The 24,548-nt window shown below is 59.2% G+C and carries 28 protein-coding genes; 16 read left to right on the top strand and 12 right to left on the bottom strand.

Going from position 1 to position 24,548, the window contains the following annotated elements; all coding sequences use genetic code 11:
* Nucleotides 1-107 precede the first annotated feature (107 nt).
* Nucleotides 108-908, top strand: coding sequence for a tryptophan synthase subunit alpha (gene trpA, locus NSND_RS01120; protein WP_080877214.1), 801 nt, complete (start codon nt 108-110; stop codon nt 906-908).
* A 202-nt stretch (nt 909-1,110) separates the two neighbouring features.
* The gene (locus NSND_RS01115; protein WP_080877213.1) at nt 1,111-2,184 is read left to right on the top strand and encodes a GAF domain-containing protein; all 1,074 of its coding nucleotides are present in this window, start codon (nt 1,111-1,113) and stop codon (nt 2,182-2,184) included.
* 2 nt (nt 2,185-2,186) lie between these two features.
* Here the strand turns inward: NSND_RS01115 and NSND_RS01110 are convergent, their stop codons facing one another.
* From NSND_RS01110 to NSND_RS20810, 8 genes are all read right to left on the bottom strand, one after another.
* The gene (locus NSND_RS01110; protein ID WP_143833340.1) at nt 2,187-2,792 is read right to left on the bottom strand and encodes a hypothetical protein; all 606 of its coding nucleotides are present in this window, start codon (nt 2,790-2,792) and stop codon (nt 2,187-2,189) included.
* A 46-nt stretch (nt 2,793-2,838) separates the two neighbouring features.
* On the bottom strand, nt 2,839-3,984 hold the full coding sequence (traF, locus tag NSND_RS01105; RefSeq protein ID WP_080877211.1) for a conjugal transfer protein TraF: 1,146 nt from the start codon (nt 3,982-3,984) through the stop codon (nt 2,839-2,841).
* A 141-nt stretch (nt 3,985-4,125) separates the two neighbouring features.
* On the bottom strand, nt 4,126-4,794 hold the full coding sequence (locus tag NSND_RS01100; protein WP_080877210.1) for an ABC transporter ATP-binding protein: 669 nt from the start codon (nt 4,792-4,794) through the stop codon (nt 4,126-4,128).
* Between the two features lie 62 nt (nt 4,795-4,856).
* Nucleotides 4,857-6,134, bottom strand: coding sequence for an FtsX-like permease family protein (locus tag NSND_RS01095; RefSeq protein WP_143833339.1), 1,278 nt, complete (start codon nt 6,132-6,134; stop codon nt 4,857-4,859).
* 2 nt (nt 6,135-6,136) lie between these two features.
* Nucleotides 6,137-7,618 carry a lysine--tRNA ligase gene (lysS, locus tag NSND_RS01090; RefSeq protein ID WP_080877826.1) on the bottom strand — a complete coding sequence of 494 codons (1,482 nt, stop codon included), beginning with the start codon at nt 7,616-7,618 and terminating at the stop codon, nt 6,137-6,139.
* A gap of 101 nt (nt 7,619-7,719) precedes the next feature.
* Nucleotides 7,720-8,863 (bottom strand): peptide chain release factor 2 gene (prfB, locus tag NSND_RS01085; protein ID WP_143833338.1). Its coding sequence is split into 2 segments (ribosomal slippage): nt 7,720-8,793 and nt 8,795-8,863, totalling 1,143 coding nucleotides; the frame shifts between segments, so codons are not numbered across the junction.
* 18 nt (nt 8,864-8,881) lie between these two features.
* Nucleotides 8,882-10,516, bottom strand: coding sequence for an apolipoprotein N-acyltransferase (lnt, locus tag NSND_RS01080; RefSeq protein ID WP_080877209.1), 1,635 nt, complete (start codon nt 10,514-10,516; stop codon nt 8,882-8,884).
* A gap of 95 nt (nt 10,517-10,611) precedes the next feature.
* A complete protein-coding gene (locus tag NSND_RS20810; RefSeq protein WP_143833337.1) occupies nt 10,612-11,010 on the bottom strand; it encodes a hypothetical protein in 399 nt (132 codons plus the stop codon).
* A gap of 506 nt (nt 11,011-11,516) precedes the next feature.
* Between NSND_RS20810 and NSND_RS01065 the strand changes: the two genes are divergently transcribed.
* Nucleotides 11,517-12,461, top strand: a complete 945-nt coding sequence (locus NSND_RS01065) for a hypothetical protein (RefSeq protein ID WP_080877206.1) — start codon at nt 11,517-11,519, stop codon at nt 12,459-12,461.
* Between the two features lie 53 nt (nt 12,462-12,514).
* Nucleotides 12,515-12,637: a hypothetical protein gene (locus NSND_RS21785; protein ID WP_255373811.1), complete on the top strand. Its 123-nt coding sequence runs from the start codon at nt 12,515-12,517 to the stop codon at nt 12,635-12,637.
* 87 nt (nt 12,638-12,724) lie between these two features.
* On the opposite strand, the gene NSND_RS01060 is transcribed toward NSND_RS21785, so the two are convergent.
* From NSND_RS01060 to NSND_RS01050, 3 genes are all read right to left on the bottom strand, one after another.
* Nucleotides 12,725-13,066, bottom strand: a complete 342-nt coding sequence (locus tag NSND_RS01060; protein WP_080877205.1) for a PilZ domain-containing protein — start codon at nt 13,064-13,066, stop codon at nt 12,725-12,727.
* Complete coding sequence (locus tag NSND_RS01055; RefSeq protein ID WP_080877204.1) at nt 13,063-13,503, bottom strand: VanZ family protein; 441 nt, start codon at nt 13,501-13,503, stop codon at nt 13,063-13,065. The genes NSND_RS01060 and NSND_RS01055 overlap by 4 nt, the downstream gene beginning before the upstream one ends.
* 165 nt (nt 13,504-13,668) lie before the next feature.
* Nucleotides 13,669-14,181, bottom strand: a complete 513-nt coding sequence (locus tag NSND_RS01050) for a HugZ family pyridoxamine 5'-phosphate oxidase (RefSeq protein WP_080877203.1) — start codon at nt 14,179-14,181, stop codon at nt 13,669-13,671.
* 175 nt (nt 14,182-14,356) lie between these two features.
* Between NSND_RS01050 and bamE the strand changes: the two genes are divergently transcribed.
* The 4 genes from bamE to NSND_RS01030 are packed head-to-tail and all read left to right on the top strand — an operon-like array spanning nt 14,357 to nt 16,394.
* A complete protein-coding gene (gene bamE / locus NSND_RS01045) occupies nt 14,357-14,758 on the top strand; it encodes an outer membrane protein assembly factor BamE domain-containing protein (RefSeq protein ID WP_080877202.1) in 402 nt (133 codons plus the stop codon).
* A gap of 16 nt (nt 14,759-14,774) precedes the next feature.
* Nucleotides 14,775-15,350, top strand: coding sequence for a hypothetical protein (locus NSND_RS01040; protein ID WP_080877201.1), 576 nt, complete (start codon nt 14,775-14,777; stop codon nt 15,348-15,350).
* 12 nt (nt 15,351-15,362) lie between these two features.
* Complete coding sequence (locus NSND_RS01035; protein ID WP_080877200.1) at nt 15,363-15,800, top strand: hypothetical protein; 438 nt, start codon at nt 15,363-15,365, stop codon at nt 15,798-15,800.
* 3 nt (nt 15,801-15,803) lie between these two features.
* Entirely contained in the window at nt 15,804-16,394 is a 591-nt protein-coding gene (locus NSND_RS01030) for a hypothetical protein (RefSeq protein ID WP_143833336.1), read from the top strand.
* 66 nt (nt 16,395-16,460) lie between these two features.
* Here the strand turns inward: NSND_RS01030 and NSND_RS01025 are convergent, their stop codons facing one another.
* Nucleotides 16,461-16,988, bottom strand: coding sequence for a TIGR02466 family protein (locus NSND_RS01025; protein WP_080877198.1), 528 nt, complete (start codon nt 16,986-16,988; stop codon nt 16,461-16,463).
* Nucleotides 16,989-17,390: 402 nt separating this feature from the next.
* Here NSND_RS01025 and NSND_RS01020 point away from each other — a divergent pair, with 402 nt between their 5' ends.
* The 8 genes from NSND_RS01020 (at nt 17,391) to NSND_RS00990 (ending at nt 24,491) form a co-directional block, all read left to right on the top strand.
* The gene (locus NSND_RS01020) at nt 17,391-17,594 is read left to right on the top strand and encodes a dodecin family protein (RefSeq protein ID WP_080877197.1); all 204 of its coding nucleotides are present in this window, start codon (nt 17,391-17,393) and stop codon (nt 17,592-17,594) included.
* Between the two features lie 9 nt (nt 17,595-17,603).
* Complete coding sequence (locus NSND_RS21435) at nt 17,604-17,780, top strand: hypothetical protein (protein ID WP_013248611.1); 177 nt, start codon at nt 17,604-17,606, stop codon at nt 17,778-17,780.
* Nucleotides 17,781-17,954: 174 nt separating this feature from the next.
* Nucleotides 17,955-19,538, top strand: a complete 1,584-nt coding sequence (locus NSND_RS01015; protein WP_159450565.1) for a PAS domain S-box protein — start codon at nt 17,955-17,957, stop codon at nt 19,536-19,538.
* Nucleotides 19,535-20,008: a hypothetical protein gene (locus NSND_RS01010; RefSeq protein WP_080877195.1), complete on the top strand. Its 474-nt coding sequence runs from the start codon at nt 19,535-19,537 to the stop codon at nt 20,006-20,008. The genes NSND_RS01015 and NSND_RS01010 overlap by 4 nt, the downstream gene beginning before the upstream one ends.
* Nucleotides 20,009-20,441: 433 nt before the next feature.
* Complete coding sequence (locus NSND_RS01005; RefSeq protein ID WP_235000126.1) at nt 20,442-22,556, top strand: DNA topoisomerase VI subunit B; 2,115 nt, start codon at nt 20,442-20,444, stop codon at nt 22,554-22,556.
* Between the two features lie 8 nt (nt 22,557-22,564).
* Nucleotides 22,565-23,671: a DNA topoisomerase IV subunit A gene (locus NSND_RS01000; protein WP_080877194.1), complete on the top strand. Its 1,107-nt coding sequence runs from the start codon at nt 22,565-22,567 to the stop codon at nt 23,669-23,671.
* 72 nt (nt 23,672-23,743) lie between these two features.
* The gene (locus NSND_RS00995) at nt 23,744-24,049 is read left to right on the top strand and encodes a hypothetical protein (RefSeq protein WP_080877193.1); all 306 of its coding nucleotides are present in this window, start codon (nt 23,744-23,746) and stop codon (nt 24,047-24,049) included.
* Between the two features lie 19 nt (nt 24,050-24,068).
* Complete coding sequence (locus NSND_RS00990; protein ID WP_080877192.1) at nt 24,069-24,491, top strand: hypothetical protein; 423 nt, start codon at nt 24,069-24,071, stop codon at nt 24,489-24,491.
* The last annotated feature ends 57 nt before the right edge of the window (nt 24,492-24,548 follow it).

Raw genomic sequence — 24,548 nt, 5'->3', positions numbered from 1 at the left:
TGCAGGAGTACGCCTCACCTCCGCGCTTGCTGCGGCCGCGCTGGATGACCGTTTTGAACCTCCTGCAATTGATTGGAAGGACGAGCGAGAGGCATAGGTATATCCATATGAATCGTTTGGATCACACATTGGGGCAGTTGAAGGCGAAGGGGGAGAAGGCGCTGATCACCTACATCATGGCGGGGGACCCGTCGTTGCAGGAGACGGAGCAGTTGGTGCTCGAATTGGAGCGGGCCGGCGCCGACGTCATCGAATTGGGGGTGCCCTTTTCCGATCCCATCGCCGATGGACCGGTGATTCAGAAAGCAGCCGAGCGTGGTCTCCAAAGCGGTACGTCGCTTCGAAGGATTCTGGAATCGGTGCGGCATCTTCGGACCTCGACCCAGATCCCTATCGTATTGATGGCCTATTACAACAACATCCACGCGTTCGGTGAGGCGGAATTCTGCCGGATCGCTGCGGATGCGGGTGTAGATGGATTGATCGTGCCGGATATGCCGCCGGATGAGGCGGGGCCGTTGCGTGGTCCGGCTGGTGAGGCCGGACTCCATCTGATCTTTCTGTTGGCTCCGACCAGCACTGCGTCGAGGCGGGCCTATGTGGCGAAGGAGTCCGGCGGATTTGTCTATTATGTTTCCATCACGGGCATTACTGGGGCTAAACTACAGGACGTGGCGGGCGTACGCGAGAACGTCGCCAAGATCAGAAAGCACACCAAGACCCCGGTGGCTGTGGGATTCGGCGTGGCGACTCCGGAGGATGCCGCGCGGGTTGCTCAGGTCGCCGATGGCGTGATCGTGGGCAGCGCAATTGTGCGTCGTGTTGGAGAGCATGGGCAGGATGGCCGACTCGTTCAGGAAGTGGGTGCGTTCGTGCGATCCCTCAAGGAGGCGATGCAGCCGGGCTAGCCGGCAGCTCTTCTCCCCCCTCCGTATTCTGTTCAACTTTTCAGCCAACATCTTCGTACATGATTCCTGTGGAGTCCTGTCCGCCCGGTCGTTCCGACCGGGACGGCGGCTCCTGGTTGCGTATTGTCCTGATCCAAGGAATTCGTGGCAGCGGAGATGTTCCCTGCCGTGCAACGTTTGACGCTTCACATGAGGAGACGCCATGGCCGTAGCTCGTCGTAAGGTCAGCCGAACCAACCGCAAGACGACATCGAAAACCGCATCGGTCGCTCCACGCCGCAAAGCTACGGCGCGTGTGCCTGCGGCAATGGGTGAAGAGCGCATCATCCGCACCCTGCAACAGGGATTGTTCGATACCCTGTCCGGTTCCGAAGGGGAGGGCCGTTCACCCATCAGCGTCTCGGCGGCATTTGTCCAATCGTTCCTGCAGCTGACGAAGGTTCAGGCGATCGCCGTGTACGTGCGTGATGAGCAGACCCGCGAGATGACCTGTCTGGCGGAGGCCGGGAGCAGCGATGCCTCTGTGGCCGGGAAATGGCGGGAGGGCCTGGCCAGGGCGGAACAGAATGCACAGGTGAGCAGCGGCGACTTGTATGGTTTACGATTGCACCGGATCGGCCGGATGGACGGCGTCGTGATGTTTCAGACCGGGAAGTCCCAGCGGTTGCCCTCGCGGAAGTTGCTGACTGTGTTGACGGCAGTCGAGCCCTGGCTGGCGGTCCTGCTGGACCATGCGCGACTGACCGTCAAGTACGCGGCGAAGATTCTTCGGATTCAGCATATGGAGCAGGTGAGCGATCTTTTGAATTCGTCGCTGGCCGAAGAGGAGAAGTTACGCCGGGCGTTGGATGCCGCGGTTCGCTTGGTGGAAGCGGAGGCCGGGGCGTTGTTCCTCAGTGCCGGTGATGGAGCATTGACACTCTGCACGGTCGCCGGCGAGCGCGTAACGGGTCTCTCGGCCCTTCACTCGTCCATCGCGACTGGCGTGCATCGCACAGGTCAGGCGGTATTGATCACGCGAGGAGAGCAGGATGCCCGATTGGTTGCCGGTCAGGGATGGCAAGCCGCCTTGCCGGTGGCGTCCCTCGTCTCTGTGCCTGTCCGCATGGGAACGCAGGCCGTGGGTGTGTTGGAGGTGGTGAATAGACGAAGCGGCAAGCCGTTCAGCAACTGGGATGTGCTGGAACTGGCGAGTCTCTCGAATCAGTTCGGATTGGCGATCGACAATTTGCGCAGAGGAACCGTCGGGGAGGGCGGGCCGAAACGGGTCGGCTAAGGCTACCGTTTTTCCGGCGGCATGTACTTGATCATGTCCGTTGCCAGCTTCGTGGCAAGATCCCGCATATCCGGACGGATGAAGAGGTAACTTTCCTGCACCTGGTGGCGCGCTTTCCAGACAATGGCGCCGTTCACGGCATCGACCAGCCGCATGCTCAGGCCCACGCGGGCGATGTTATCGCCTTCTTCCCTCGTATATTCCCAGGCATTCACCTTGACCACCAGCAGAGAGTCGGCACCCAACGCGTGCCCGATCTTGATCGCGGAATTCTTGTCCGATTGGCCTGTCGTTTCCATCCGTGAGAAGTAGGTCACGAGCGCATCGAACGCATCTTTCGTGGTCTGGAAGGTATCGGTGACCTGATCGGGGGGGACGACCTTCTCTACGCGACGGCTCTTGATCAGCACTTTCGCCACCACTTCTTCGACGTCTTCCCGGGCGCTATCGTAGGTGCCGGAAATCGGGAGAATGGCCATGGTCTTGGGGTAGAACCCGCGCGCGGCCGGCCCTTCCCACATTTCTTGCAAGCCTCCGCAGCCGGTCAGGAGGCCGGTCATCACGAGGCAGAAAACAACACTGATAGTGCGTACTGTGTGTCGTGTCATGGTTGATATAGCAAGTGTAGCAGATTGATTCAGTGCGAACGTAACCTTAGAAGGTCAAGGCTACGGACCCGGATGCCAGGGCAGCCTGGTCTCTGAAATCATACCCGCCGGCAATATCGATGCGCAAGGCAAGGATGCGAAGTCCGAAGCCTGCCGTCGGAATGAACGGTGTCTTGGCATCCTGCATATTCTTAAATGCGCCGACCCTGAAAGACAGGAGTTCGGACAGGATCGTCTGCTCCGCGCCCAGGCTCAGGACCTGACTGTACACGCCCGGGGTGAGCGTATTGTTCTTCGTAATATCCACATCGGCAGACAAGGTCAACGAGTTATAGGGGTTGACGGCCACGCCGGTGCGGACCTGCGGGAGCAATTTGAATTTGTCTCCGTTCGGCGCATCGAAGGTCGGCGCGTTAATGTCCTTCGCCACGATCCCCATCCGTAACCAGGACGAAGGCCGGAACATCGCTCCCACGTCGATCCCGATGGCGGTCGAGATCTTCGCGCGCCCGATGTCTTCGAACACTCTCACGTCGTCGCTGGCGCCACGGATGTTGGTAGACCCCGTATAGGCCGCGCCCTGGATCACCTTACCGGTGACGCCGATCGAAAACATCCGGTCCATGAAGGCGTAGGCGTAGGAGAGGGCGGCTTGGCGGACTTCCAGCCCGTTCATGGCGAACTGCCCGTTCACGCTGAGATTGGTGCCGTTATTCGTAAATCCGACCGGGCCGCGCAGGAAGCCGCCTGCGGTGGCGACGTCGGAGACGTTGAACCCCAGTGCATGTTCGCCGAAGTTGCCTTTGACGTACAATCCGCCGGAGGCAGCTGCGGTGAGGTTGGTGCCGGGACGGTTGATGCGATCGATCTGTTGCTGGAGGCGGGCGATGTTGCCGGCCGACGTATCGTTCAAATTCAGGTTGTTGATGTCTTTCAGGGAATCGAACACGTCGCCTCGATCGACGACCTGACCGCTGCCCTGAAAACGGATATCGAATTTCTTGCTCATCGCCATGCCGGCCGGATTCCAATAGGTGGCGAGGGAGTCGGATGTCGTGGCCACTCCGGCTCCGCCCATGCCCATTTGGCGCGATCCGACAAACACAAATTCCACTGCCGCCGCCTGAAGAGGCAGGAGGATGGCCAGACATAGGGTCGTGAGCCGGACGTACGGTGCGAACGATGTCTTCATAAACCAGGTCGAACTCCCACTTCAGTGCGAGGATGGGTCAGTCTACGAAAAGATGCTGACGCCGTCAAGAAATCCCAATCAAGGTCGGACGACTCAGCCGTGCCGCGTGAGCCGGCGCGGGCCATCGCTGATGGTATCGGCCTATGAGGACACGATCATCCCGTCCTGCATGGAGACGATACGATCGGCCTGCGATGAGAGCTTGTCGTTGTGGGTGACGATGACGAACGTAGTTCCCCGTGAGCGGTTCAATTGACGGAGCAAGGTGAAGAGGGCGTCGCCGGTGTGAGAGTCAAGGTTGCCTGTCGGTTCATCGGCCAGCACCAGATCGGGCTGCTGCATCAAGGCGCGCGCGACGGAGACACGTTGTTGCTCGCCGCCTGAGAGTTCGCCCGGTTTGTGGTGGAGTCGATCGGCCAGACCGACCTCGCCGAGAAGTTTCGTCGCTTCGCCGACGACATCGGCCATATCGCGTTTTTGAATCATCGCCGGGAGACAGGCATTTTCGAGGGCGGAAAATTCCGGCAACAGATGGTGGAATTGAAACACGAACCCGACACGTTTGTTGCGGAATTCCGCCTGCTCTTGCTCGGTGAGCGTAAAAAGATTCTGGCCGTCGAACGACACGGTGCCTTTGGTCGGGCGATCCAGGGTTCCGAGGATTTGCAGCAGGGTGCTCTTGCCGGCTCCGGAGGCGCCCATGATCGCGATCAATTCCCCGCGTTTGATGTGCAGGTTGATGTTATTCAACACGACGAGTTCCCGCCCGCCCATCGGAAACGATTTGTAGAGATCGACGACGTCAATCATGTCGGTGCTGCGATCTGTAATGGTTCACGTTCAATCGTACTGCCCGGAATGCCCCGACTCTCTTATTCATAGCGCAAGGCCGCCGCCGGATCGAGTTTGGCCGCCTGGAGTGACGGATAGAGCGTGGCGACGAAGCTGATCAGAATCGCCGAACCGGCAACCAGCAACACATCTGAACCGAGCACATGGACCGGAATGCGGGAGATGTAGTACACGGTCGGGTCGAAGGTCCAAAAAGTCTGGATCAGCCACAGAAATGTATACCCCAGCGGGACGCCGATGGCGGCACCGGAACAGCCGATGATCAGACCATTGAGCATGAAAATACGCATGATGCCCTTACGCGTCGCGCCCATCGCTTTGAGGATCGCGATCTCGCGCTGCTTTTCCGTCACGATCATGGTGAGGGTACTGACGATATTGAAGGAGGCCACGATGGTGATCAAGACCAGCAGGAGGAACATCATCGTCTTTTCCAGTTTGAGCGCCGAAAACAGATTGCGGTTCATCTGCATCCAGTCTCTGGCCCAGAAGGCGAATCCGAGATGGTGCTCGATCGCGCGGGCAATGTCCGCCGCGCGGAACACATCGGTCACTTTGACTTCGATACCCGTCACGCTGGCGCCCATGTTGAAAAACTTCTGCGCCTCTCCCAGTTCGATGTAGGCGAGGGAGGAATCGTATTCGTACATGCCGGACTGAAAGATGCCGACGACGACGAATTGCCGGATTTTCGGCGTCATGCTGGCGCCCGTGACCGGGCCGACGGGGGAGACCACATTCAGGGTGTCGCCGGGGAAGGCGCCGAGTCGCATTGAGAGTTCTTTCCCCAGAATGATTCCCGGCCGCATGGCTGTGTCGGGACCGTTCGGTTCCCGTTCTTTTTCGGGAATGACGACTTTATTCTGACGCGCGAGGTCGTCGAGGTTGCTGTTGACGAGGTTGTGGGCCAACTCGGTGACCGTGCCTTCGCGTGCAGGGTCGATCCCGCGAAGAATAATGCCCTGGACGCCGGACGGAGAAGTGAGCAGGACCTGGCGGAAAATGAACGGGGTGGCGGCGACGACGTCCGGGACGGCTGCCACCTTCTTCACCTGTTCCTCGTAGTCGACCATCGATTCCTTCATGCGGTCGTTCACCAGGATGTGCGCAGTGGTGCCGAGAATCTTGGCCTGCACATCCTCCTTGAACCCGGTCATGATCCCGACCGTGCCGATCAAGGCGGCGACGCCGAGCGTAATCCCGGCGATCGAGACGATCGTATTGAAGGAGATGGTGCGGTTGCGTCGCTTCGCGCGCAGGTACCGCAATCCGATGAAGATTTCGTAGGGCAGCGCCATGTCTACTTTTCAGGCCTCAGCTGCGGGAAAAGGACGACATCCCGGATAGAGGACTGATTGGTGAAGAGCATGACCAGCCGATCGATGCCGATCCCTTCGCCCGCAGTAGGCGGCATGCCGTATTCGAGGGCGCGCAGGAAGTCTTCATCGACGCGGTGGGCTTCCTCGTCTCCGGCCGCATGTTTCGCCGCCTGAGTCTCGAAGCGCTCGCGCTGATCGAGCGGATCGTTCAACTCGGAGAAGGCGTTGGCGATTTCACGCCCCGCGATGTAGAGCTCGAACCGGTCGGTGAGCGACGGATCGGAGTCTTTCCTTCGCGCGAGCGGGGAAATTTCGATCGGGTAGTCGGTGATGAAGGTCGGCTGTTGGAGGCGCGGCTCGACGGTCTCTTCGAAGATCTCGTTGAGGATATTCACCAGTGATTCTTTGGGAGAGACTTCGACACCGAGGCGTTGGGCCGCCGCAAGGGCCTCATCGCGATTCGTGAGGACGGAGGTCGGCAGGCTATTCACTTCCAGAATCGATTGGTGATACGACCATCGGCGCCACGGCGATCCCAGATTGATCTGTGTGCCTTGATAGTCGATGGTGGTGGTGCCGAGAATGTCCTGGGCCAACCGGCCGAAGAGTTCTTCGGTCAGCACGATCAAGTCGTGGTAGTCGGCGTAGGAGACGTAAAACTCTAACATGGTGAATTCAGGATTGTGAATCGTCGAGATGCCTTCGTTCCGGAAATTCCGGTTGATCTCGAACACGCGCGGGAAGCCGCCGACGATCAGCCGCTTGAGATAGAGTTCCGGTGCAATGCGAAGATAGAGCTCGGCGCCCAGGGCATTGTGATGGGTGACGAAGGGTTTTGCGGCGGCGCCGCCGGGAATCGGGTGCATCATCGGCGTTTCGACTTCGAGAAAGCCGCGTTCGATCAGAAACGCGCGGATCCCGGACACGATGCGGCTGCGCAGCGCGAATATCTGGTGTACCTGGGGATTGGCAATGAGATCGACGTAGCGCTGCCGATACCGGGTTTCGACATCGGTGAGCCCATGCCACTTTTCCGGTAACGGGCGTAGCGCTTTGCTCAGAAACGTGAGGGTCCTCACTTCGACGGTAAATTCGTTGGTCTTGGTGCGGAACAAGACACCCGTGACTCCGATCCAGTCGCCGAGATCCAGTCCTTCGGAAATCTGGTGAGCCTGCTCGCCCAATGTGTCCTTTTTCAGATACACCTGCAGGCGGTCCGCCCCATCTTGCAGTACTGCGAAGGCGGCCTTACCGAACCGGCGTAGTCCGACGATGCGGCCGGCGATGGTGCAGCTGATCTGCTCCTGCTCGAGCACGTCCTTGGTTTTTTCACCGTGCAGACGCGTGAGTTGTCCGGCCCGGTCCTTCACCTCAAAGCGCGTGCCATATGGAGCCACCCCGAGTTGCCGAAGTTGGTCGAGTTTCTTGATGCGTTGTTGGCGTTGATCGTTCAGTTCATCCATGATCACACGGAGCGTATGGCTACTGGCGAATAGCTGATGGTCCGGAACAGGTTCCGTTTTCTGCTATCTGCTATAGGCCATAGGCTATCAGCTCCCTTTCTTTACAGGTCATCATCCTTCATGGCGACCGGCTCCGGGGCTTTCCCGCCGGTCAGTTTTCTTTGGAGATAGGCTTCGATGAAACCGTCCAGCTCACCATCCATGACAGCGGAGACCTGGCCGACTTCGTATCCGGTCCGATGGTCTTTGACCATCTGGTAGGGTTGGAACACATAGGACCGGATCTGGCTGCCCCAGGCGATGTCTTTCTTTTCACCGACGATGGCATTGAACTCGGCTTCCTTCTTCCGCTGCTCCACTTCAAAGAGGCGCGCCTTCAAAATTTTCATGGCGCCGTTGCGATTTTGCAATTGAGACCGTTCGTTCTGACATTGCACCACAATGCCGGTCGGAATGTGGGTGATACGGATGGCGGTTTCGACCTTGTTCACATTCTGACCGCCGGCGCCACCGGCTCGAAACGTATCGACCCGCAGGTCTTTGTCGTCGATCACCACTTGCACATCGTCATCGAGCTCGGGGTAGACAAACACCGACGCGAAGGACGTATGCCGTCGTTTGTTGGCGTCGAACGGGGAGATCCGCACAAGGCGATGCACGCCGGCTTCGGCTTTGAGATAGCCGTAGGCATAGGGTCCGCTGACGGACAGCGTGGCGCTCTTAATGCCGGCCTCGTCCCCCGCCAGCAGATCCAACGTCTCTACCTTAAATCCCTTTTGCTCGGCCCATCGCACATACATGCGCAGCAGCATCTGCGCCCAGTCCTGCGACTCGGTTCCGCCGGCTCCTGGATGGATCGCGAAGATGGCGTTGCTCGAGTCCAATTCGCCTGAGAGCAGCAACTCGATGCGGAATTGGGCGACGGCTTTTTCGAATGGTTCGAGTTCGGCCAGGAGTTCCTGCTCCAGCCCGGCATCGCCGGATTCCAGCGCCAGTTCGAGAAGTGCCTCGATGTCGTTCTGCCGGCGTTCGGTCTCCCGCCAGCGGGACAGTTCCCGATCGAGGGCGGCCTTGCGGCGGTTCACCTTGGCGGCTGCCTGCGTATCTTTCCAGAAATCCGGCTGAGAGGTTTTGACTTCGATGTCGTTGAGTTCAGCGGTCATTCGAGCCAGGTCAAAGATGCCCCCGTAGTTGAGCCAACTGTTCGCCGAGGGTACGCACACGGGTTCGGACATCATCTAACATAGCACGGTCCTTTCTCGCTCAGGCTGGTCGCCCGGCTGGTTCACCACCGGCGGGTTCTGTGTCGTGTGAGAAGTAGCCGGTCAGGCACAAAAGCGCGATGAGTATAGCACAGGCATACGCGAAGAGATCACCGTATTGCGAGTAAAAGGTCTGCTGATGGCTGACGGCAATCGTTCCTCTGAGCGCTTCCTGCGTGAAGATCGGTGACTGTTGCACGACACGCCCGTAGGGGTCGATGAAGCCGGAGATGCCGGTGTTGGCCGCCCGCGCGAAGGCGACATGATTTTCCACGGCACGAAAGACCACCATGCCGAAATGTTGATAGGGTGCCGACGACGGACCGAACCAGGCATCGTTCGTGACCGTGACCATGAAATCGGCTCCGTTCGCCGCAAACTGCCGCACGAGGTTGGGGAAGATCACTTCGTAACAAATGACGACGCCGAACTTCACGTGGAAATCGGTGAGGGTGGCTGCGGTCACCGCGGGCGGGTTCTTCCCGCGAGGCTTGAACATCAATAACGTCGATCCCGGTCCGGCCTCGAAGTCGCCGATGCCTTCGACGAGTTTGTCCAGGAAGAACAAGAATGAATTGTGAAACGGAATGTATTCGCCGAAGGGAACCAGATGTTGCTTGTCGTAGCGACCGAGGATCTGGCCGTCGGTGGCGAGCAGGTACGCGCTGTTGAGCAAGAACGGGCGACCGTCCGGATGACGTCGCAAAGCCGGGCTGCCGAACAGCAGTGGGGCGCCGGAACGGCGAGCCATGTCGTTCACAACTGCGCGGTACTGCGGTTCCATTTCAAATACAAAGGGTGTGGCGGCTTCCGGCCAGACGATGAGATCCAGATTGTCGCCCAGTCCCGCCGTGAGCCGATCGTAGCGTGCCATCGTCTCCTGGCGAAATGCCACATCCCATTTCTGCGCCTGTTCCACATTCGGTTGTACGACTCCCACCGACAACGTTCGGGTCGGGACATGCTGGACGGACGACAAGAGGGTGGTGCCATAAAACAGGGCGACGCTGAATCCGGCGGTAGCCGCCACCGACGAGGGCCAGGGAAACGAACGAATCTGAAATCCGCGATAGGCCTTGAAGCCCCAGATAATTGTTTCAGCCAGCGCAGAGTTGACCAACACGAGGAGGAAGGAGACGCCGTATACCCCGAAATGGTCGGCCAGCTGAATGATCGGGAGCCATTGGTATTGGGAATATCCGAATAGTGCCCAGGGTAAGCCGGAGAGAAAGTAGGTACGGATCAGTTCCAATGTCACCCAGAGAAAAGGCGCGGGTAGGAAGCCCAGAGTCGGGAACGCTGTCCGGATCCACGAAAGTCCGCCTGCGTAGACGGCCATGTAGAGTCCGAGGTAGACCGTGAGCAACAACATCACCAGGGTGGCAATCGGGAACGGGACCTTACCGTAGACGTTCATGGCGGTAATGACCCAAAACATCGAGCCCGTGAAGGCCAGCGTGCCGGAAAGCCAGCCGATACGGAACGCGCGACCCGGCGACAGGTATTCGACCGCGATATGCAGCGGGACCAGCGCGAACCAGGCCACTATGCCGAGGTCGAACGCGGGGAAGGAGAGGGGATAGAGAAGACCGCTCGCGCAGGCAAGCAGAATGAGGCGTGCGCGGGAGATGGTCATTGCCTGTAACTTAACGAAAGACCTGAAGAGATTCAACCGTGCTCTTTGGCGGATGGGCTTGGGGGAGGATCATCCCAGACTGGTCGTTCGACCGGCTAGCGCCCCGATCGCCCGCCGAACCTGCTGTATCCGCCTGGACTATCGGATGATGCGGGGGGCTGAGGGTATGGAGTCGCCATATCTCTTGGTTGGAGCGGCAGTAACGGCGCCGGTGTGACGAGATTCGGCGGTGTCGGTGTTCCGAATGGTGTGACTGATCCGGGCACTGCGCCATGGGGAGAACTGAAGGTGTGTGACGGAATGCCGGACCCGAGATGAGTGACGCCCTTGCCTCCATGCGCGTCGGAATAGATGGCGTCCCGCTCCCCCAGCGGGGTCAGGGTGCTGGTGGTCCCGTCTCGCTGTGGAAGGATCGATGGCTGGGAGCCGGCGATGGAAACCGGGCCTAATAGCGTCCATGCGGTAAGTAGCATCAGCAGGCTGGTGGTTGGCATAGGACACTCCCTCTCGAAGATACGCATAGGGATCTCTTTCCACATTGTACTGCATGTCTATTCCTGAGAGGTGAATCACGCTATTCAAATGTTGAATGATGCGGGAGAGCACATGCCCGGCAACCCGCGCCGGCTCTTAGTTCTTGCCGTATTGACTGCTTTTTGAGCGAGGCATAGACTAACTGAGTCATTCAATGCCACCCTTTCTGCAGGTGGTCGCATGGTCTTCCGTGGCGAACATGACCGCCGCTCTGACCAAGCCAGCCTTGTCCCGTCTCCTCCGGCCGGTATCCTTCATCAACGACGTTCCACATCAAGATCTGCAGCCCGCGCTTTGTGCCTCGCCAGGCCGGGAATATATTTCCATTCTGCAAGTGCTCCATCACACCAAGGAGGAGGTCTCTATGCTTAAACGACAGCGATCTGGTGCGGCTCAGATTCCGGCGCGCCGGCGTCCTGCCTGTTTGCCACGCGCCGAACTACCCGAGGCAGGATAGGAGGATATCATGGGACGAAAATATGACCTCGTTGATGTGGTGGTCGCCGTCGGATTGGTGGCGACGCTGTTCGGCGGGTACCTATTGGTGACGGCTGCCGATGGTTTCTGGCAGGCGCCGGTCGCTCCCGTTGCCAATATGACCATCGTGACTCACGACCCCTCCACCGGAATGCAGTATCTGCAGCCGGTTTTAGGCCAGGCGATTCTTCACGATGTCTTGCTCGACCGGGAGGCCGGTGCCGCCCTCTCTGCTTCAGCCATGGAGTTAAACCGGGCGGTGAGTGAGTCTCAGCTGATCTCGACGACGTTGCTGAGTCCGCTGGTGTTGGCAGAGTTGCGCACGTTTGGACAGGAAGCCGATCATCGTGCGCGCATGCAGTATGTCATGGGCAAGTCCGTCGTCAACCAGACTCGCCGCGGTCTTGCAAGCGGAGTCCTCTCTGCCGATCAGTATGCCGGCGAATTCAACACGAACCTGATTCAGCGGGCCGAATCGATCGGGCAGCGCATGCACGATCAGTTTGAATCGACCAGGCAGGCGACACTTGGCCGCTCGATAGTCGAGGCGATTCAGGAGGAGGATGGTATGGCGGCGGCGGTCCAGGAGCGAATCGGGCGGGCCGTCATTCAGGTGACGCAGGCGCAAGAAGGGTATGCGGAGGCGAAGGCGGCCGGGCAGATTCAACTCGCCAGTGCGATGAGTGCGGCCGTTCGCACGGATGCATCGGTGGATCGGTTGGCTCTGCTCAAGGAGATGCCGGCCGGCCGTCCGATAGTCGCATACCACTCGACTGCCACTGCGGATATTTCACGCGGGGCCTTGGTGCTGGCCTGTCTGGGGCTGATTGCATTGTTCGTGGGCGGTTTGGCGTTCAGCAGCAAGAGGGAGGTGGACAGTATTCCGCTGTGGAAGCTGGAGACGTTGTTGCAGTTGCACCGTTCAGGCAGGTAACGCTGCCCCCTGGGAATCGTTCGACGATTTTCATGGGCAAGAGGAGGTCAGACATGTCGTGGGAAAACTGGGCCGTCGCCATCGGGCTGGGCGCACTCCTCATGATGTTTTTTGTGTTGATGGAGTTGTTCTTTGCCGGTCCGCGGCAGCCACTGGATCATGTGCGAAGAAAATGAGGCCGCGGAGGAGTCCGTCTCGAAGCGAGGGAGCGGCGTGGCGCTCCCATTCGGTTCGGAGGACCTCCCGAGCTGGTGAAGCCCCTTCTAGTTGAGACAGGACCAGAGGCCGGGGAGCATCACTTTGGCCATGGCCTTGAGCTCGGACTCAGACTGTGGGGGAACGCCCGAGAGCGCGATACCGAAGTTGTGGCCCTTCGACCAGCGGACCGTGGCCCGGCGGATGAGCATGGGCGTCTCGGGGGTCGGCTGGATGACGATCACCACCAGTTCCATTCCCACGCTGACTTGCTCTTTCCCGCGAATGCGCCCGCCTGAGGCGTTGAAGTCCTCAGTGACGCCGATGGTTTGAAATGTGCCGTTTGAATAATAAATGGGGTACTGCACGGGAATACGTCTGGCCCCGCGTTCACGATGGGCAGTGTTCATTTCGACGACGTTCCTTTCCTCAGGGGGTGTACGTTCGCTCTCAGAGCCGGTACGAACCGGTCAGTTTGTCTGGAGGTGCTGTGCAGCCACAGCATCAGGGCGCCGGCCATCATGGCACCCGTGAGATCGTTCAAGAGATCAGAGAGGGAGGCTTCGCGTCCCGGGGCCTTCCCCTGGACCACCTCCGTCCATAAGCCAAAGACCCCGGCAAACGCGATTCCAACGAGCAGGGCGTAGCGAATAGGCCAGCCACGCAGGCGGAACCCAACCATAGCCAACCAGGCCAGGAGGCCGTAGGCCGGTACGTGCGCCGCATCACGCCAGTCACCCGGGACAAGGTGCAGGAGCGAACCGGTGAATCCGATGCCGGGCGAAGCGACGGCAAGACCCGCCAGCAACAACATATAGCCGGCGATGACGGCGACGACAAGCAACATGGACGGACGTCCTTTCGATGAGTTCACGTGACCTTGCGCAGGGTACTGTGCAGGGTGCGTGAATCACCATCGGTCCTTCGACGAAGGGACTAATGCTTTGGAGGGGCGAGGAGTGTTCGGCAGAGGGATTGGCCGTTGATCGACGGGTGTCGCGAATGAACCGGGTCAGGACTTTTTGTCGGGTTTCTGATGTTGCCACTGTCCGGGGGCGCTTGAACGGGCCTGATAGGCCTGGCCGAATCCGAGCACGAGGTGGGCATCCTGCATCCGTAGCTCCCACAAGGCAAAGTCGCCGAAACTGAACATCATGTGTGACTGTGGGAACTTTGCGAGATAACGCTGCTTCACCGATTCATAGGCCATGTCGGTCTGGGGGAGGATTGAGGCCGTTCCCTGCAGGTTGATGCGTTGCAGAGCCAGCGGGTTTTTGCCTGGCTTGTCCGGCTCGGCGAGAAACAGGCTGACACGGGCGTCTTCAAGGAGATGCTGGGTATGTAAGGCCAGCCGGCTGAGGTGAAGATACACGCGAGCCCAGTCGTCTCCGAGCAGGTAGGGTACATGGGAGCCGAAGGGATGCCCGTTCCGGAGTGTCAGTAACACGCCTGTTCGTGTCTGTTCGACCAACGTTCTCCACGCTGCTTCAACATCATCATTCGCTATGGCATCCGGTATCGGCATCGCAGTACCTCCTGATCAGCCAATTGTAGCGGCCTCCGGTGAATTGTCCAGCAATCTGAGGGGAGCGATGTGATTCCGTCGCACAGATCGTCCTTTGCCACGAGGTTGTCGGCAGGATAAGATGGCCCAACGGTGTGGTGCAGACATGGTCATGTCAGGAAGGGAGACGTATACGATGAGACACATGCGATGGGGAGTGGCAGTGCTCGGGCTCTGTGTGCTGACGGGCGTAACCGGGTGCGGCGGTAGGCAAGCGGAGATCAAGGAAGACCGGTTGACGGTCGGGCGGGTCCAGGGCGAGGTGAAAGTCGGCATGTCGGCGGCGCAGGTGGCGGAACTGCTGGGTTCGCCGAATATCGTCACGACCGACGACAAGCGCCGTGAAGTGTGGATTTACGACAAGGTGTCCACGGATCGTGTCGATACGGCCAGTTCTTCCTATGCCGGATTGATCATCCTCGGAGCCAACTCCAGCGATCGGTCCAGTTCGCAGCGTCAGCGCACCCTCACCATTATCATCAAGTACGATGAAGACAAGAAGGTCCGGGACTTTGCCTACAACTCCACCCAATTCTGAGAGAGCCGGTCGATTGATGCAGCGGCTCCCTGCGGCCGTTCTTCTGCTCATGGGGCTGTTGGTCTTGCCCCAGGGCTGCGTGCAACAGACGCAGCCGGCGGAATTGTTTCAACTCACGCCGGAGAGCAGCGCCAATCGGGCCATGCAGACCCGTTTCTTCGACACGGAGAACGATCAGGAATTGTTGTCCGCCTCGGCTGCCGCGCTGCAGGATCTCGGGTTTCAAGTCGAGGAAAGTGTGCGGGAAGTCGGGCTCCTGCGAGCCGCGAAGGAACGTAGCGCTCGTGAGTACGGTCAGTACCGAAACCGGTTCTTTATCTGGCTGCTGTCACTCGGGCACGTCGTCATCCCGATCGACCTGCACCAAAAAATTGCGGCCAGCCTCGTGACGCGGCCGCTCAACGAGGCACAATCGCGGCAGGAAGTCCGGATTGTCTTCTATCGGGCGGTATGGAAGGGGGACGGGCAGGCCGACCGCAACTACATTCCACCCGGTGAACAGAAAATGGAAATGATCCGGGACCCTGAGATCTATCAGCAATTTTTTGCGAAGCTCTCTAAGGCTGTGTTCCTGGAGCCGCATTCGATTTAATTACGAGGATTCATGAACTGGACACAGGCCGTCGGCGCAGTGGTGGTCGTGATGGGAAGTGTCATCTTGCAAGGCTGCGTTGCGCCGGAGCCGAGGCAGGAGCTCTTTGCGCCGACCGATGCGCAGATGAAGATCCGCAGCGCGCAGACCCGCACGTTCGAGGTCAAGGAACAGACCGTCGCCATGCGCGGCGTCATCGCGGCTCTGCAAGACCTGGGATTTATCATCGAACGCGCGAACGAACCGCTCGGGCTGGTGACGGCGGCCCGGTTTGCCGAACCGAACTATTACGATGTGCTCGGCGTGACCGTGACCGTGCGCTCACAACAGGACGGCAAGACGATGATCCGTGCCAATGCGATCTACAACAACAAGCCGATCGAAGATCCCAAGGTGTATCAGAACTTCTTCGCGGCGGTGGAACGTTCGTTATTTCTGGTGAAGGACTAGTCGGTGGCTCGCCCCGCCATGTATCGATGCCGCCGGTCGAACAACTGCATGGTCGTGGTTGGCCTCGCCTTGATGGCCTTGACTGCCGGCTGTTCGCCCTATGAGTGGCGACATGAGAACCAATGGGAGTCGCGCGACCAGATCTGGCTTGCCGAGGCCAGCCAGGTCAAGGTGCGGGCGGCTCAAAGCCGCGTCTTCGATACCGCTGATCGTCTCAAGACGATTCAGGGGGTTGTTGCCACTTGTCAGGACTTAGGTTTTGCGGTGGAGGTATTGGATGAAACTCTGGGCATTGTCTCGGGCAAGAAATTTGATGACTACGAATCCTCGCCATGGGGTGATCCTTCCTATCACCTGTATCGGGACGACGGACTCCTGATCCTTACCCGGCAGTTCCGGAGCTGGGGGCCGTTTTATCACCGCAGCAATCTTGTCCGCCTCACGGTCACCGTCCGGCCACGCGGAAACAGGCAGCTGATCGTGCGTGCCAGTGCGCAGTATTACCTCAAGGCCATCGAGTCCCCGGAGCCGTATCAGCAATTCTTTCGCGCGCTCGAGCAGGCTCTCTTCATTCAGGCGAACGCGCTGCCATAGCGAGAGCCGGAGGCCACGATGCGCATCGCCTGAGTGCGAGCTGCGCAGGCTGCGGCGAGGGGTCTCTCACCGGCGTGATCCGCCGACGGCATCCGCGTGAGCGCTGCTCAGGGGGCCCTGCTGTAAGACGGGATCGAGATTGAACGCCACACTGATTCGGGGCGCCGTTCCACGATACGTATTCACGGCATGGAACAACCAGCCAGGGAACAGCAGGCATTGTCCGGCCGCAGGGGAGTAGGAAATGCTGGTTCCGGCATCATGTAATTCGGTCATGCTGTACTGGAGATAGGGCGCCAGCATACGCGGCAGACAGCCTCGTGGGTCGTAAATCTGCAATTCGCCTCCCTTTCCTAGGGTCGGGCAGACCTCGCCCACATCGACATAATAGACGCCTGCCCAAAAACTTCCGGGGTGAGAGTGGGCTGCATTGGTCCCGCCGTTTCGTTGAACGTTGGCCCACACCTCGACGACTTCCCAATCGGGTCCACGGGCAGCATGGCGGCATCGGTCGGAGAGGGTTGTGACTTGTTTGGCTACTTCGATGACGGGCGCAAACAACTCGCGCAGGGGGCTTCCTGCCCAATCCATCATCGACAGGTCGTGAGGCGAGGACCACCGGATCACTTCGGTGTCTCGGGACGGAAGCCTCGCGCGCCAGAATCAGTTGAGAGAGCTCGGCATTGATGCGTTCGTGATGCGCAGGCGTGAACACCAGCAGAGGCGTGGAGAAAAGATGCGTGATTTGGATCTCGATCTCGGTCGGCATGGAGGGGAGCCCATACGGGTGTTACGACCGTCGATGTGGGGCACGCTATCCTCCGAGGGGCAACAAGTCAACCTGGGTGTTTTCCCAGGCTACTGAGATTCAGCCGTCGTCTTCACCCGTCACTGCCGGCGGGCCGTTCAATGAGATGCAGGCTTGACAGGGCTGTATGGTCGGCCTAGCCTGAGGTGCCGAGTGTGGTATCCACCATTCAAATCAGGGAGGCTATCATGTCTGTCGCACGTGTGACGGAAATCATTGCTGCATCCCCCAAGAGTTTTGACGATGCCATTCATCTTGGAATCGCTCGCGCGAACAAGACGTTACAGAATGTGAAAAGCGCCTGGATCGAGGATCAGAAAGTGGATATCGAAGACGGAAAGATCACCCAGTATCGTGTGGCGTTGAAGGTCACATTCGTCCTGAAGGATTAGGGGAGCAACATGAAGAATGTAGAGATGACCGTCGAGGGGACCGTGCTGACCATCAAGGTGGATTTGTCGAAAGAGTTCGGGCCATCAGCCTCGGGGAAAACCACGATTATTGCCTCGACGGAGGGAAATGTCACCATTCCGGGGCGAGAGGAGAAAATCGGCCTGAATGTCTACCGGAAGAAGTGAGGCGCTCTGAGGTGAAATGGTTCATCGGGTAATCGACCAGTGAAGGCCGGGCGAGGTCTTTCCTGTGCCTATCCGATGAGCCATTCAGCAGCGGCTCGATAGACACCTGGATTCTTGTCATCGAAAAGAGGACAATGACAGCCGAAGCGTCAGACCGGTCGTATGACGATACCCATGGTTTCGTTGACCGCCATGTCAAAGACCCCGCCCAGCGTGACCGAGCTTCCACCTCCCAAAATCCTGATCGTAGACGACGACCCCGATATTGCACTCGTACTGCATGATCTCCTGGAGCACGTCGGCTACCGTGTGTCAGTCGCCGGCACCGGTGCCGAGGCCCTTTCCAAGGCAAAGGCGGAATCTCTGTCCGCGGTGGTGCTGGACCTGATGCTGCCTGATATGGACGGACTCTCGGTTCTCGCCCTCCTGAAACAAATCGACCCGGTGCTTCCGGTCATCATGCTGACGGCGTTTGTCGAGGTGGCGAAAAAGCACAGCTCCCTCACCGAAGGAGCGTTCGGGTATTTGACGAAGCCTTACGATGCCGAAGAATTAAAAGCGCTGATCCGGCGTGCCGTGGGAGTGAAGCATCTCTCCATCGAAGCTGCGGCGACCAAGCAGGCGTTGACGGCCAGCGAAGACCGGTTTCGGGAAGTTGTGCAGACCGCGCCCGACGCGATTGTGCTCGCGGATGGGGAGGGAAAAATCCTGTCCTGGAACAGCGCCGCCGAGCGTCTGTTCGGGTATCTGGCCGGGGAGGTGTTAGGAGAGTCCCTGACGATGATCATGCCCGAACGGTACCGTGCCAGGCACGTACAGGCCTTAGCGCGAGTACGTACCACGGGCGATTTACGCCTGAAGGGCACGGTCGTGACCATGCACGGGTTGCACAAGGATGGCCGTGAATTTCCGATTGAGATGTCGCTGAGCAGTTGGATCTCCGACGGTCAGCGCGTGCACTGCGGCATTGTGCGGGACATCACGGCGCGGAAAGAGGCGGAAGCGCGACTGTTGCGACAGCAGATTGAGCAGCAGGCGCTGTTGGATTTGATCCCGGCCATGGTCTGGTACAAGGACGCGCACAATCGGATCCTGCGCGCGAATCGCCGGGCGGCGGCATCCATCAAGAAAACCGTGGCGGAAATCGAGGGCCGGTCAACCGATGAATTTTATCCGGAAGAGGCCGAGCGGTATCATCAGGATGATCTGGAGGTGATCGTTTCAGGGCGGCCGAAGCTCGGGATCATCGAGCCCTATCAGACAGGGGACGGTGAAAAACGCTGGGTGCAAACCGACAAGGTGCCGTACCTGGACTCGCAGGGGAATGTGCTCGGGGTCTTGGTGTTCGCGCAGGACATCACTGAACGGAAACGGACCGAAGAGGCGTTGCGTGAGAGCGCGGATTGCCTTCGCCTGGTGATGGAATCGGCCTCGAATGGCATCATCGTGGTGGATGCCGAAGGGATGATTCTGTTGACGAATCCCCATGTGGACACGCAGTTCGGCTATGAGCGAGGCGAACTGCCCGGCCAGCCTGTTGAACGGCTCATGCCGGCGAGACTGCGCCCGCAAGGCTCAGACCACGCTGGCGTTTTTTTGATCCGCCCGGACGACCGATCGGTGAGCCCTGTTTGTGAATGCGTCGGCTTACGGAAAGACGGCACGGAGTTTCCATTCACGATGACGCTGACTCCGTTGATGACGACGAACGGACTGTATTCAGTGGTTGCCGTCAACCAGGCACAAGGGATCGCATGAACTTTCGGCTTGTGTTGACCGTCGTCGCGCTGGGTTTCATCGTTCTGCTGTTGGTCATTGGCATCCGCACGGCTGTTCGTTGGTTGAAGATCCATTATCCGCAGCGGGCCAATGCTGTTTTGTTCGGGGTGTGTCTGCTCCTGGCCGGGGCAGGCGTGTTGATTGCCATCGAGATGAAGGATCAACCGACCTTCCGGCCGAATGACCTGCTCACGCTGCAAGAGCCGGTGGTGGCAAGGACGATCGTGAGTGATCGCGAGTCCCGGAGCATCACCTGCGTGGTGGATCTCCATGAGCATCTGGGTGTGTTGGAGCTCGACAACGAACGCGGTTCCTTGAGAGCGCTGGTCGAGAGTAACAACACATCAGTGCCGTTGTACTGTCCGATCGGGGCGGAGGTCCGGATCGAGGCGGCCTGGCTCCATCACCCGACCATCACACATCGACAGGCCGACACGGACGGTCCGTAAATCGCCTGCCCATGCTCTTGACTCATCGACGTGAGGAGGCCTATCGTAACCGGGTGGGGGGAGTTAACGCCCCGGGGGAATATGTACAAAAAGGGGATTGAGTGTTGAGGGTGGTGTGCATGCCCAGCTTGTACTGGGAAGCCTGAAATCCTCCCGAGATCTCCGCCGTATCTACCTCTCCTCGGTAGGTGCGTCCTCCTCCCACCCAAACCTCCGTCACCACCCTGCATCGTCGCTCCTCATCACTCCCGGTTCGATCACCCCGCATTTCGTCCACTCGTTGCACCGTGTTTTCCTGCATCGAGATGCCGACGAGAATACGCTCAAGGCTTGACTCTCCTGGTCGTTCCCTGTAAACGACGAAGAGCGTACGTATTCGTCAAGTGAATCTAAGCGAGCCGTTCCAGTGTGAATTCCTTGCGTGAGAGGTTGAATGGCCACCAAGACATCATCGCCACGTGCTCAGTCCTCCGCTCCTGCGCCCCAGTCCGAAACCACCGTGTCTGAATCAGTCGCGTCACGAAAAAAATCCACCTCCCGAGATGAATCGTCCGCTGCGGTGACCGCGGTCGAAATGGGGGCGCGGCAGCGGGAAATTTCCGTCTCCGAATTTTTTACGAAAAATCGGCACCTCCTGGGTTTCGACAATCCCCGCAAAGCGCTGCTGACCTGCGTGAAAGAGGCCGTAGACAACTCGTTGGATGCGTGCGAAGAAGCAGGCATCCTGCCCGAGGTGACGGTGAGGCTTGAAATGGTCGCGAACGGGCAGGCGCCGGTTACTCCCAGCCAGGCGACACGCTTCCGGATCACGGTGACCGACAACGGGCCGGGCATTGTGCGCCAACAGATCCCCCGTGTGTTCGCCAAATTGCTGTACGGCTCGAAATTCCATCGCATGCGGATGAGCCGAGGGCAACAGGGCATCGGCATTTCAGCGGCCGGCATGTATGGGCAATTGACGACCGGCAAGCCGGTGAAAGTGATTTCCCGCACGGGGCCTCGCGCGGCGGCGCACTATTTCGAAGTGCAAATCGACACGAAGAAGAACGAGCCGTTGGTGCACGAGAACAAGCAGATCGACTGGGCTCAGCCGCAGGGCACCGAAGTGGCGCTCGAGGTCGAAGGGCGTTACCAGAAGGGCCGCGCGTCCGTCGATGAGTGGCTGGAGCAGACGTCGATCGCCAACCCGCATGTGCGGCTGGTCTATCACACGCCGGAAGGGGAAACGAAAGAGTATCCCCGGACCTATCACGAACTGCCGCCTTCCCCGAAAGAAATCAAGCCGCATCCCTATGGCATCGAGTTCGGGGCCCTGCTCAAGATGTTGCAGGACACGAAGAGCCATACGGTAGCCGGTTTCCTCGCGAGCGACTTCTGCCGGGTTTCGCCTGCGTTGGCCGAGGAGATCTGCAAGGCGGCGAAAGTGTCGCCCGCAACCAAGCCTCGCGATGTGAAGCATCAGGCGGCCGAAACGCTCTACAAGACGATTCAGACCACCAAGATCATGGCGCCGCCGACGAACTGCATCTCGCCGATCGGGGAGAAGGCGATCCTCTCGGGCCTCTATAAGCAAATCAAAGGTGAGTTTTATACGGCCGTGAGTCGTCCACCGGCCGTCTATCGCGGCTATCCCTTTATCATCGAGGCAGGGCTGGCCTTCGGGAAAGGACCGGACGAAGCGGCCAAGCCGCAGCAGGCCGCCGTGCCGTTGGCCGAGGGTGAAGACCAGGGGAACGATACCGAACAGGCGCGGGTGATCCGCTACGCGAATCGGGTGCCGTTGCTCTATCAACAATCGGCGTGTGCTACGTTCAAAGCGGTGCTCAGCACCACCTGGCGAAACTATGGGGTGTCGCAGTCCCGTGGCGCGCTGCCTGCCGGGCCGATGGTGATCTTCGTGCACATGGCATCCGTGTGGGTGCCGTTCACCAGCGAGTCGAAAGAAGCTATTGCCGACTACGACGAAATTCAGAAGGAAATCACGCTCGCGCTTCGTGAAGCCGGCCGGCGGCTGGGGATTTTTCTGCGAAGAAGAGAGCGGGCTGCCAGTGAGTTCCGTCGCCGCAATATCTTCGATCTCTATATCGAGGAGGTTGTGGCCGCCTGCAATCGCCTGAAAGGCGGAAACCTTCCCACGGAGAAATTGAAGGAACAGTTGCACAAGATTGCCAGTTCACGGACGGGGGGCCTCAAGACCGATGAGGCCCTGGGAAAGACCGGCGCGGGACCGGAAGGGCTGCCGCATTCGATCATCGTGACGGCCGAGGGGATCGAGGGAGAGACCGAGATGGCTCAGCAGACTCCTGGATCGCCTGCGCCTGCGACCAAAACGGCGGAGGCTGAGCCGATCACCGAGACGAAAAATCCGGTGAAGGCGAAGCGCGGCTCGAAGGAGACACCGAAGGTCGGGAAGGGCAAGTCTGTCGGGGCAACGAAGGCGAAAGTCGGGCAGCAAGCCTTGTTTGCCGATGAGCAGCCGTCTACGAAACAGTCGGCACCGCTCAAGAAAAAACCCGCGCAGGTATCCGCCACCCGGAAAAGGAAATAGGACAGGGTATGGCACAGGCAAAGACGAAGAAGAACGGGGCCGTGGGGAAAAAGCTTGTCGGGATGGCCGATGTGGTCATTGCGGCGGCGCAACGGGCCAAAGACCCGACGTTTGAGATTCCGATCCGCGCGTTGTCGAACGTGTCGTTCAATCCCCGCAGGGGGCTGATCGAGATGGGCGAGAAGAAGCAATCCCGCTCGTTTTTTAACGTCGGGATGGCGAAGAAATTCATGCAGACGATGCTGGTGGCCGATGCGCTGGCGGAGTTGCAACAAGCCGATCTGACCACCTCGCTCAGGGAAATCTATTATCGTACGAAACATACGATTCAGGACTCCCATGAGAATACCTTCGATACACAGGACGAATCCGATCCCATTATCGAGGATCTCGAAGTCTCGCTGGTCGCGCTCCGGGAAGAACTCCACGTGCGCGCGGAAAACAGCGGCAGCATCGTCGGGCCGGTGGTGTTCGGGGACGACGGTGACCGGGTGGATTGTGCCAAGCTGGGCAAGGGCGGATATTCTGTGCCCTCGATCGTCGAACCGGAATATCTGGAGATCCGCCGCTGTACCGCCGATTTTCTCCTGCTGGTTGAAAAAGGCACGCAGTGGAACCGGCTCTCGGAAGATAAGTTCTGGCGGCGATACAACTGTGTGCTTCTGACGGGGAACGGGCAGCCACCGCGCGGGGTGCGGCGGCTGGCGCGCCGCCTCCATGAGGAGCACAAGCTCCCCGTGTATGTGCTGGTCGACAACGATCCCTGGGGATACTATATTTATTCCGTGGTGAAGCAGGGCTCGATCAATCTGGCCTTCGAGAGCCAGCGTATGGCGATTCCGAAAGCGAAATTCATCGGGCTTTCCAGCGCCGATCCGGAGCGCTACGAGTTGCCGCGGAATGTGGGCATCAAGCTGAACGAGAAAGACATCACCCGCGCCAAGGAACTGCTGAACTATCAATGGTTCCAGAAGCCGGCCTGGCAGCAGGAAATCAAACGGATGCTCGCGAACGGGCTGAAGTACGAACTCGACGCGCTCGCGAACAAAGACTTTCAATACCTGACCAAGAAGTATCTGCCGCGCAAGCTGAAGGAAAAGGACTGGTTGGATTAGCGGAGGGGCTCCGCATTGCCTCCAACCGGGCCTCGCGTCGAACGAGCATCGTTACGTTCCTGGAGTCACGATATGAATATGCTGATGTTGGCCTTCCGGTCGTCATTGAAGGAACGGGTGCATGTGTTACTCGAACAGTGCGATGTTCGCGCCTACACCGAAATGCCCGAGACGACCGGAGCCGGACAGACGGGACCTGCTGACGGTGTCTCCTTCTATCCGGGGGTCAACAAGGTGATCATGGTCGCCGTGGACGATGCGCATGCCGAGCGGGTTGAACGAGCCGTTCAGGCGTGGCGTGATGAGGTGCTCCAACGTCCCGGTGGACAGAAGCCCTCCATTACGGTATTCAGCTGGCCTTGCAGGCAGCTGGTGTAATTGAAGAAGGGGAGTCTCGGTGAGTCGGCACGGCAGATCGTATCGAAGACTCGGTCACGTAAATATCTGTGCCCTCGGCCTCAGTGTGGCCATGATGCTGGCCCCGTCGTTCGTGACGGCCCAGACTTCGCCACCGGCATCGACCCCACAGAATCAGCCCGGACAAAACCCGCAATCACTGGGAACCCTCCCGCTCCAAAATCCCCTCGCGCAGCAGTCGTCGATTACGGCCACGGCTTCCGGCGCCAGCGCGCCGCAAAGTAACACCACTCCCTCCAGTCAGGGCAAGTCGTTCGGCACGATCGGCAAGGGGCTGCCCGGCATGACGGGTGGACCGGCGCTCACCGCGCCGATGGGGTCGCAAGATCCGTCCTCACGCTACATGCGGCCTACCGTGATTCCTCCGCTCTTCTGCGATCCGTCCATCAATATTCCCTGCTGACGAACCGTTGCGGATAGCCAGTCTTCGGCCGGCGCACGTGGCTGCGTGATGGCTGGT

This window comes from Nitrospira sp. ND1 (assembly GCF_900170025.1).
GTDB lineage: Bacteria > Nitrospirota > Nitrospiria > Nitrospirales > Nitrospiraceae > Nitrospira_A.
This window is presented reverse-complemented; position numbering and strand designations above follow the sequence as displayed.

What these genes read in the sequence shown, in the direction of transcription:
- trpA (WP_080877214.1), top strand. Translation starts at nt 108, where the DNA reads ATGAATCGTTTGGATCACACATTGGGGCAGTTGAAGGCGAAGGGGGAG.
- NSND_RS01115 (WP_080877213.1), top strand. Translation starts at nt 1,111, where the DNA reads ATGGCCGTAGCTCGTCGTAAGGTCAGCCGAACCAACCGCAAGACGACA.
- NSND_RS01110 (WP_143833340.1), bottom strand. Translation starts at nt 2,792, where the DNA reads ATGACACGACACACAGTACGCACTATCAGTGTTGTTTTCTGCCTCGTG.
- traF (WP_080877211.1), bottom strand. Translation starts at nt 3,984, where the DNA reads ATGAAGACATCGTTCGCACCGTACGTCCGGCTCACGACCCTATGTCTG.
- NSND_RS01100 (WP_080877210.1), bottom strand. Translation starts at nt 4,794, where the DNA reads ATGATTGACGTCGTCGATCTCTACAAATCGTTTCCGATGGGCGGGCGG.
- NSND_RS01095 (WP_143833339.1), bottom strand. Translation starts at nt 6,134, where the DNA reads ATGGCGCTGCCCTACGAAATCTTCATCGGATTGCGGTACCTGCGCGCG.
- lysS (WP_080877826.1), bottom strand. Translation starts at nt 7,618, where the DNA reads ATGGATGAACTGAACGATCAACGCCAACAACGCATCAAGAAACTCGAC.
- lnt (WP_080877209.1), bottom strand. Translation starts at nt 10,516, where the DNA reads ATGACCATCTCCCGCGCACGCCTCATTCTGCTTGCCTGCGCGAGCGGT.
- NSND_RS20810 (WP_143833337.1), bottom strand. Translation starts at nt 11,010, where the DNA reads ATGCCAACCACCAGCCTGCTGATGCTACTTACCGCATGGACGCTATTA.
- NSND_RS01065 (WP_080877206.1), top strand. Translation starts at nt 11,517, where the DNA reads ATGGGACGAAAATATGACCTCGTTGATGTGGTGGTCGCCGTCGGATTG.
- NSND_RS21785 (WP_255373811.1), top strand. Translation starts at nt 12,515, where the DNA reads ATGTCGTGGGAAAACTGGGCCGTCGCCATCGGGCTGGGCGCACTCCTC.
- NSND_RS01060 (WP_080877205.1), bottom strand. Translation starts at nt 13,066, where the DNA reads ATGAACACTGCCCATCGTGAACGCGGGGCCAGACGTATTCCCGTGCAG.
- NSND_RS01055 (WP_080877204.1), bottom strand. Translation starts at nt 13,503, where the DNA reads ATGTTGCTTGTCGTCGCCGTCATCGCCGGCTATATGTTGTTGCTGGCG.
- NSND_RS01050 (WP_080877203.1), bottom strand. Translation starts at nt 14,181, where the DNA reads ATGCCGATACCGGATGCCATAGCGAATGATGATGTTGAAGCAGCGTGG.
- bamE (WP_080877202.1), top strand. Translation starts at nt 14,357, where the DNA reads ATGAGACACATGCGATGGGGAGTGGCAGTGCTCGGGCTCTGTGTGCTG.
- NSND_RS01040 (WP_080877201.1), top strand. Translation starts at nt 14,775, where the DNA reads ATGCAGCGGCTCCCTGCGGCCGTTCTTCTGCTCATGGGGCTGTTGGTC.
- NSND_RS01035 (WP_080877200.1), top strand. Translation starts at nt 15,363, where the DNA reads ATGAACTGGACACAGGCCGTCGGCGCAGTGGTGGTCGTGATGGGAAGT.
- NSND_RS01025 (WP_080877198.1), bottom strand. Translation starts at nt 16,988, where the DNA reads ATGATGGATTGGGCAGGAAGCCCCCTGCGCGAGTTGTTTGCGCCCGTC.
- NSND_RS01020 (WP_080877197.1), top strand. Translation starts at nt 17,391, where the DNA reads ATGTCTGTCGCACGTGTGACGGAAATCATTGCTGCATCCCCCAAGAGT.
- NSND_RS21435 (WP_013248611.1), top strand. Translation starts at nt 17,604, where the DNA reads ATGAAGAATGTAGAGATGACCGTCGAGGGGACCGTGCTGACCATCAAG.
- NSND_RS01015 (WP_159450565.1), top strand. Translation starts at nt 17,955, where the DNA reads ATGGTTTCGTTGACCGCCATGTCAAAGACCCCGCCCAGCGTGACCGAG.
- NSND_RS01010 (WP_080877195.1), top strand. Translation starts at nt 19,535, where the DNA reads ATGAACTTTCGGCTTGTGTTGACCGTCGTCGCGCTGGGTTTCATCGTT.
- NSND_RS01005 (WP_235000126.1), top strand. Translation starts at nt 20,442, where the DNA reads ATGGCCACCAAGACATCATCGCCACGTGCTCAGTCCTCCGCTCCTGCG.
- NSND_RS01000 (WP_080877194.1), top strand. Translation starts at nt 22,565, where the DNA reads ATGGCACAGGCAAAGACGAAGAAGAACGGGGCCGTGGGGAAAAAGCTT.
- NSND_RS00995 (WP_080877193.1), top strand. Translation starts at nt 23,744, where the DNA reads ATGAATATGCTGATGTTGGCCTTCCGGTCGTCATTGAAGGAACGGGTG.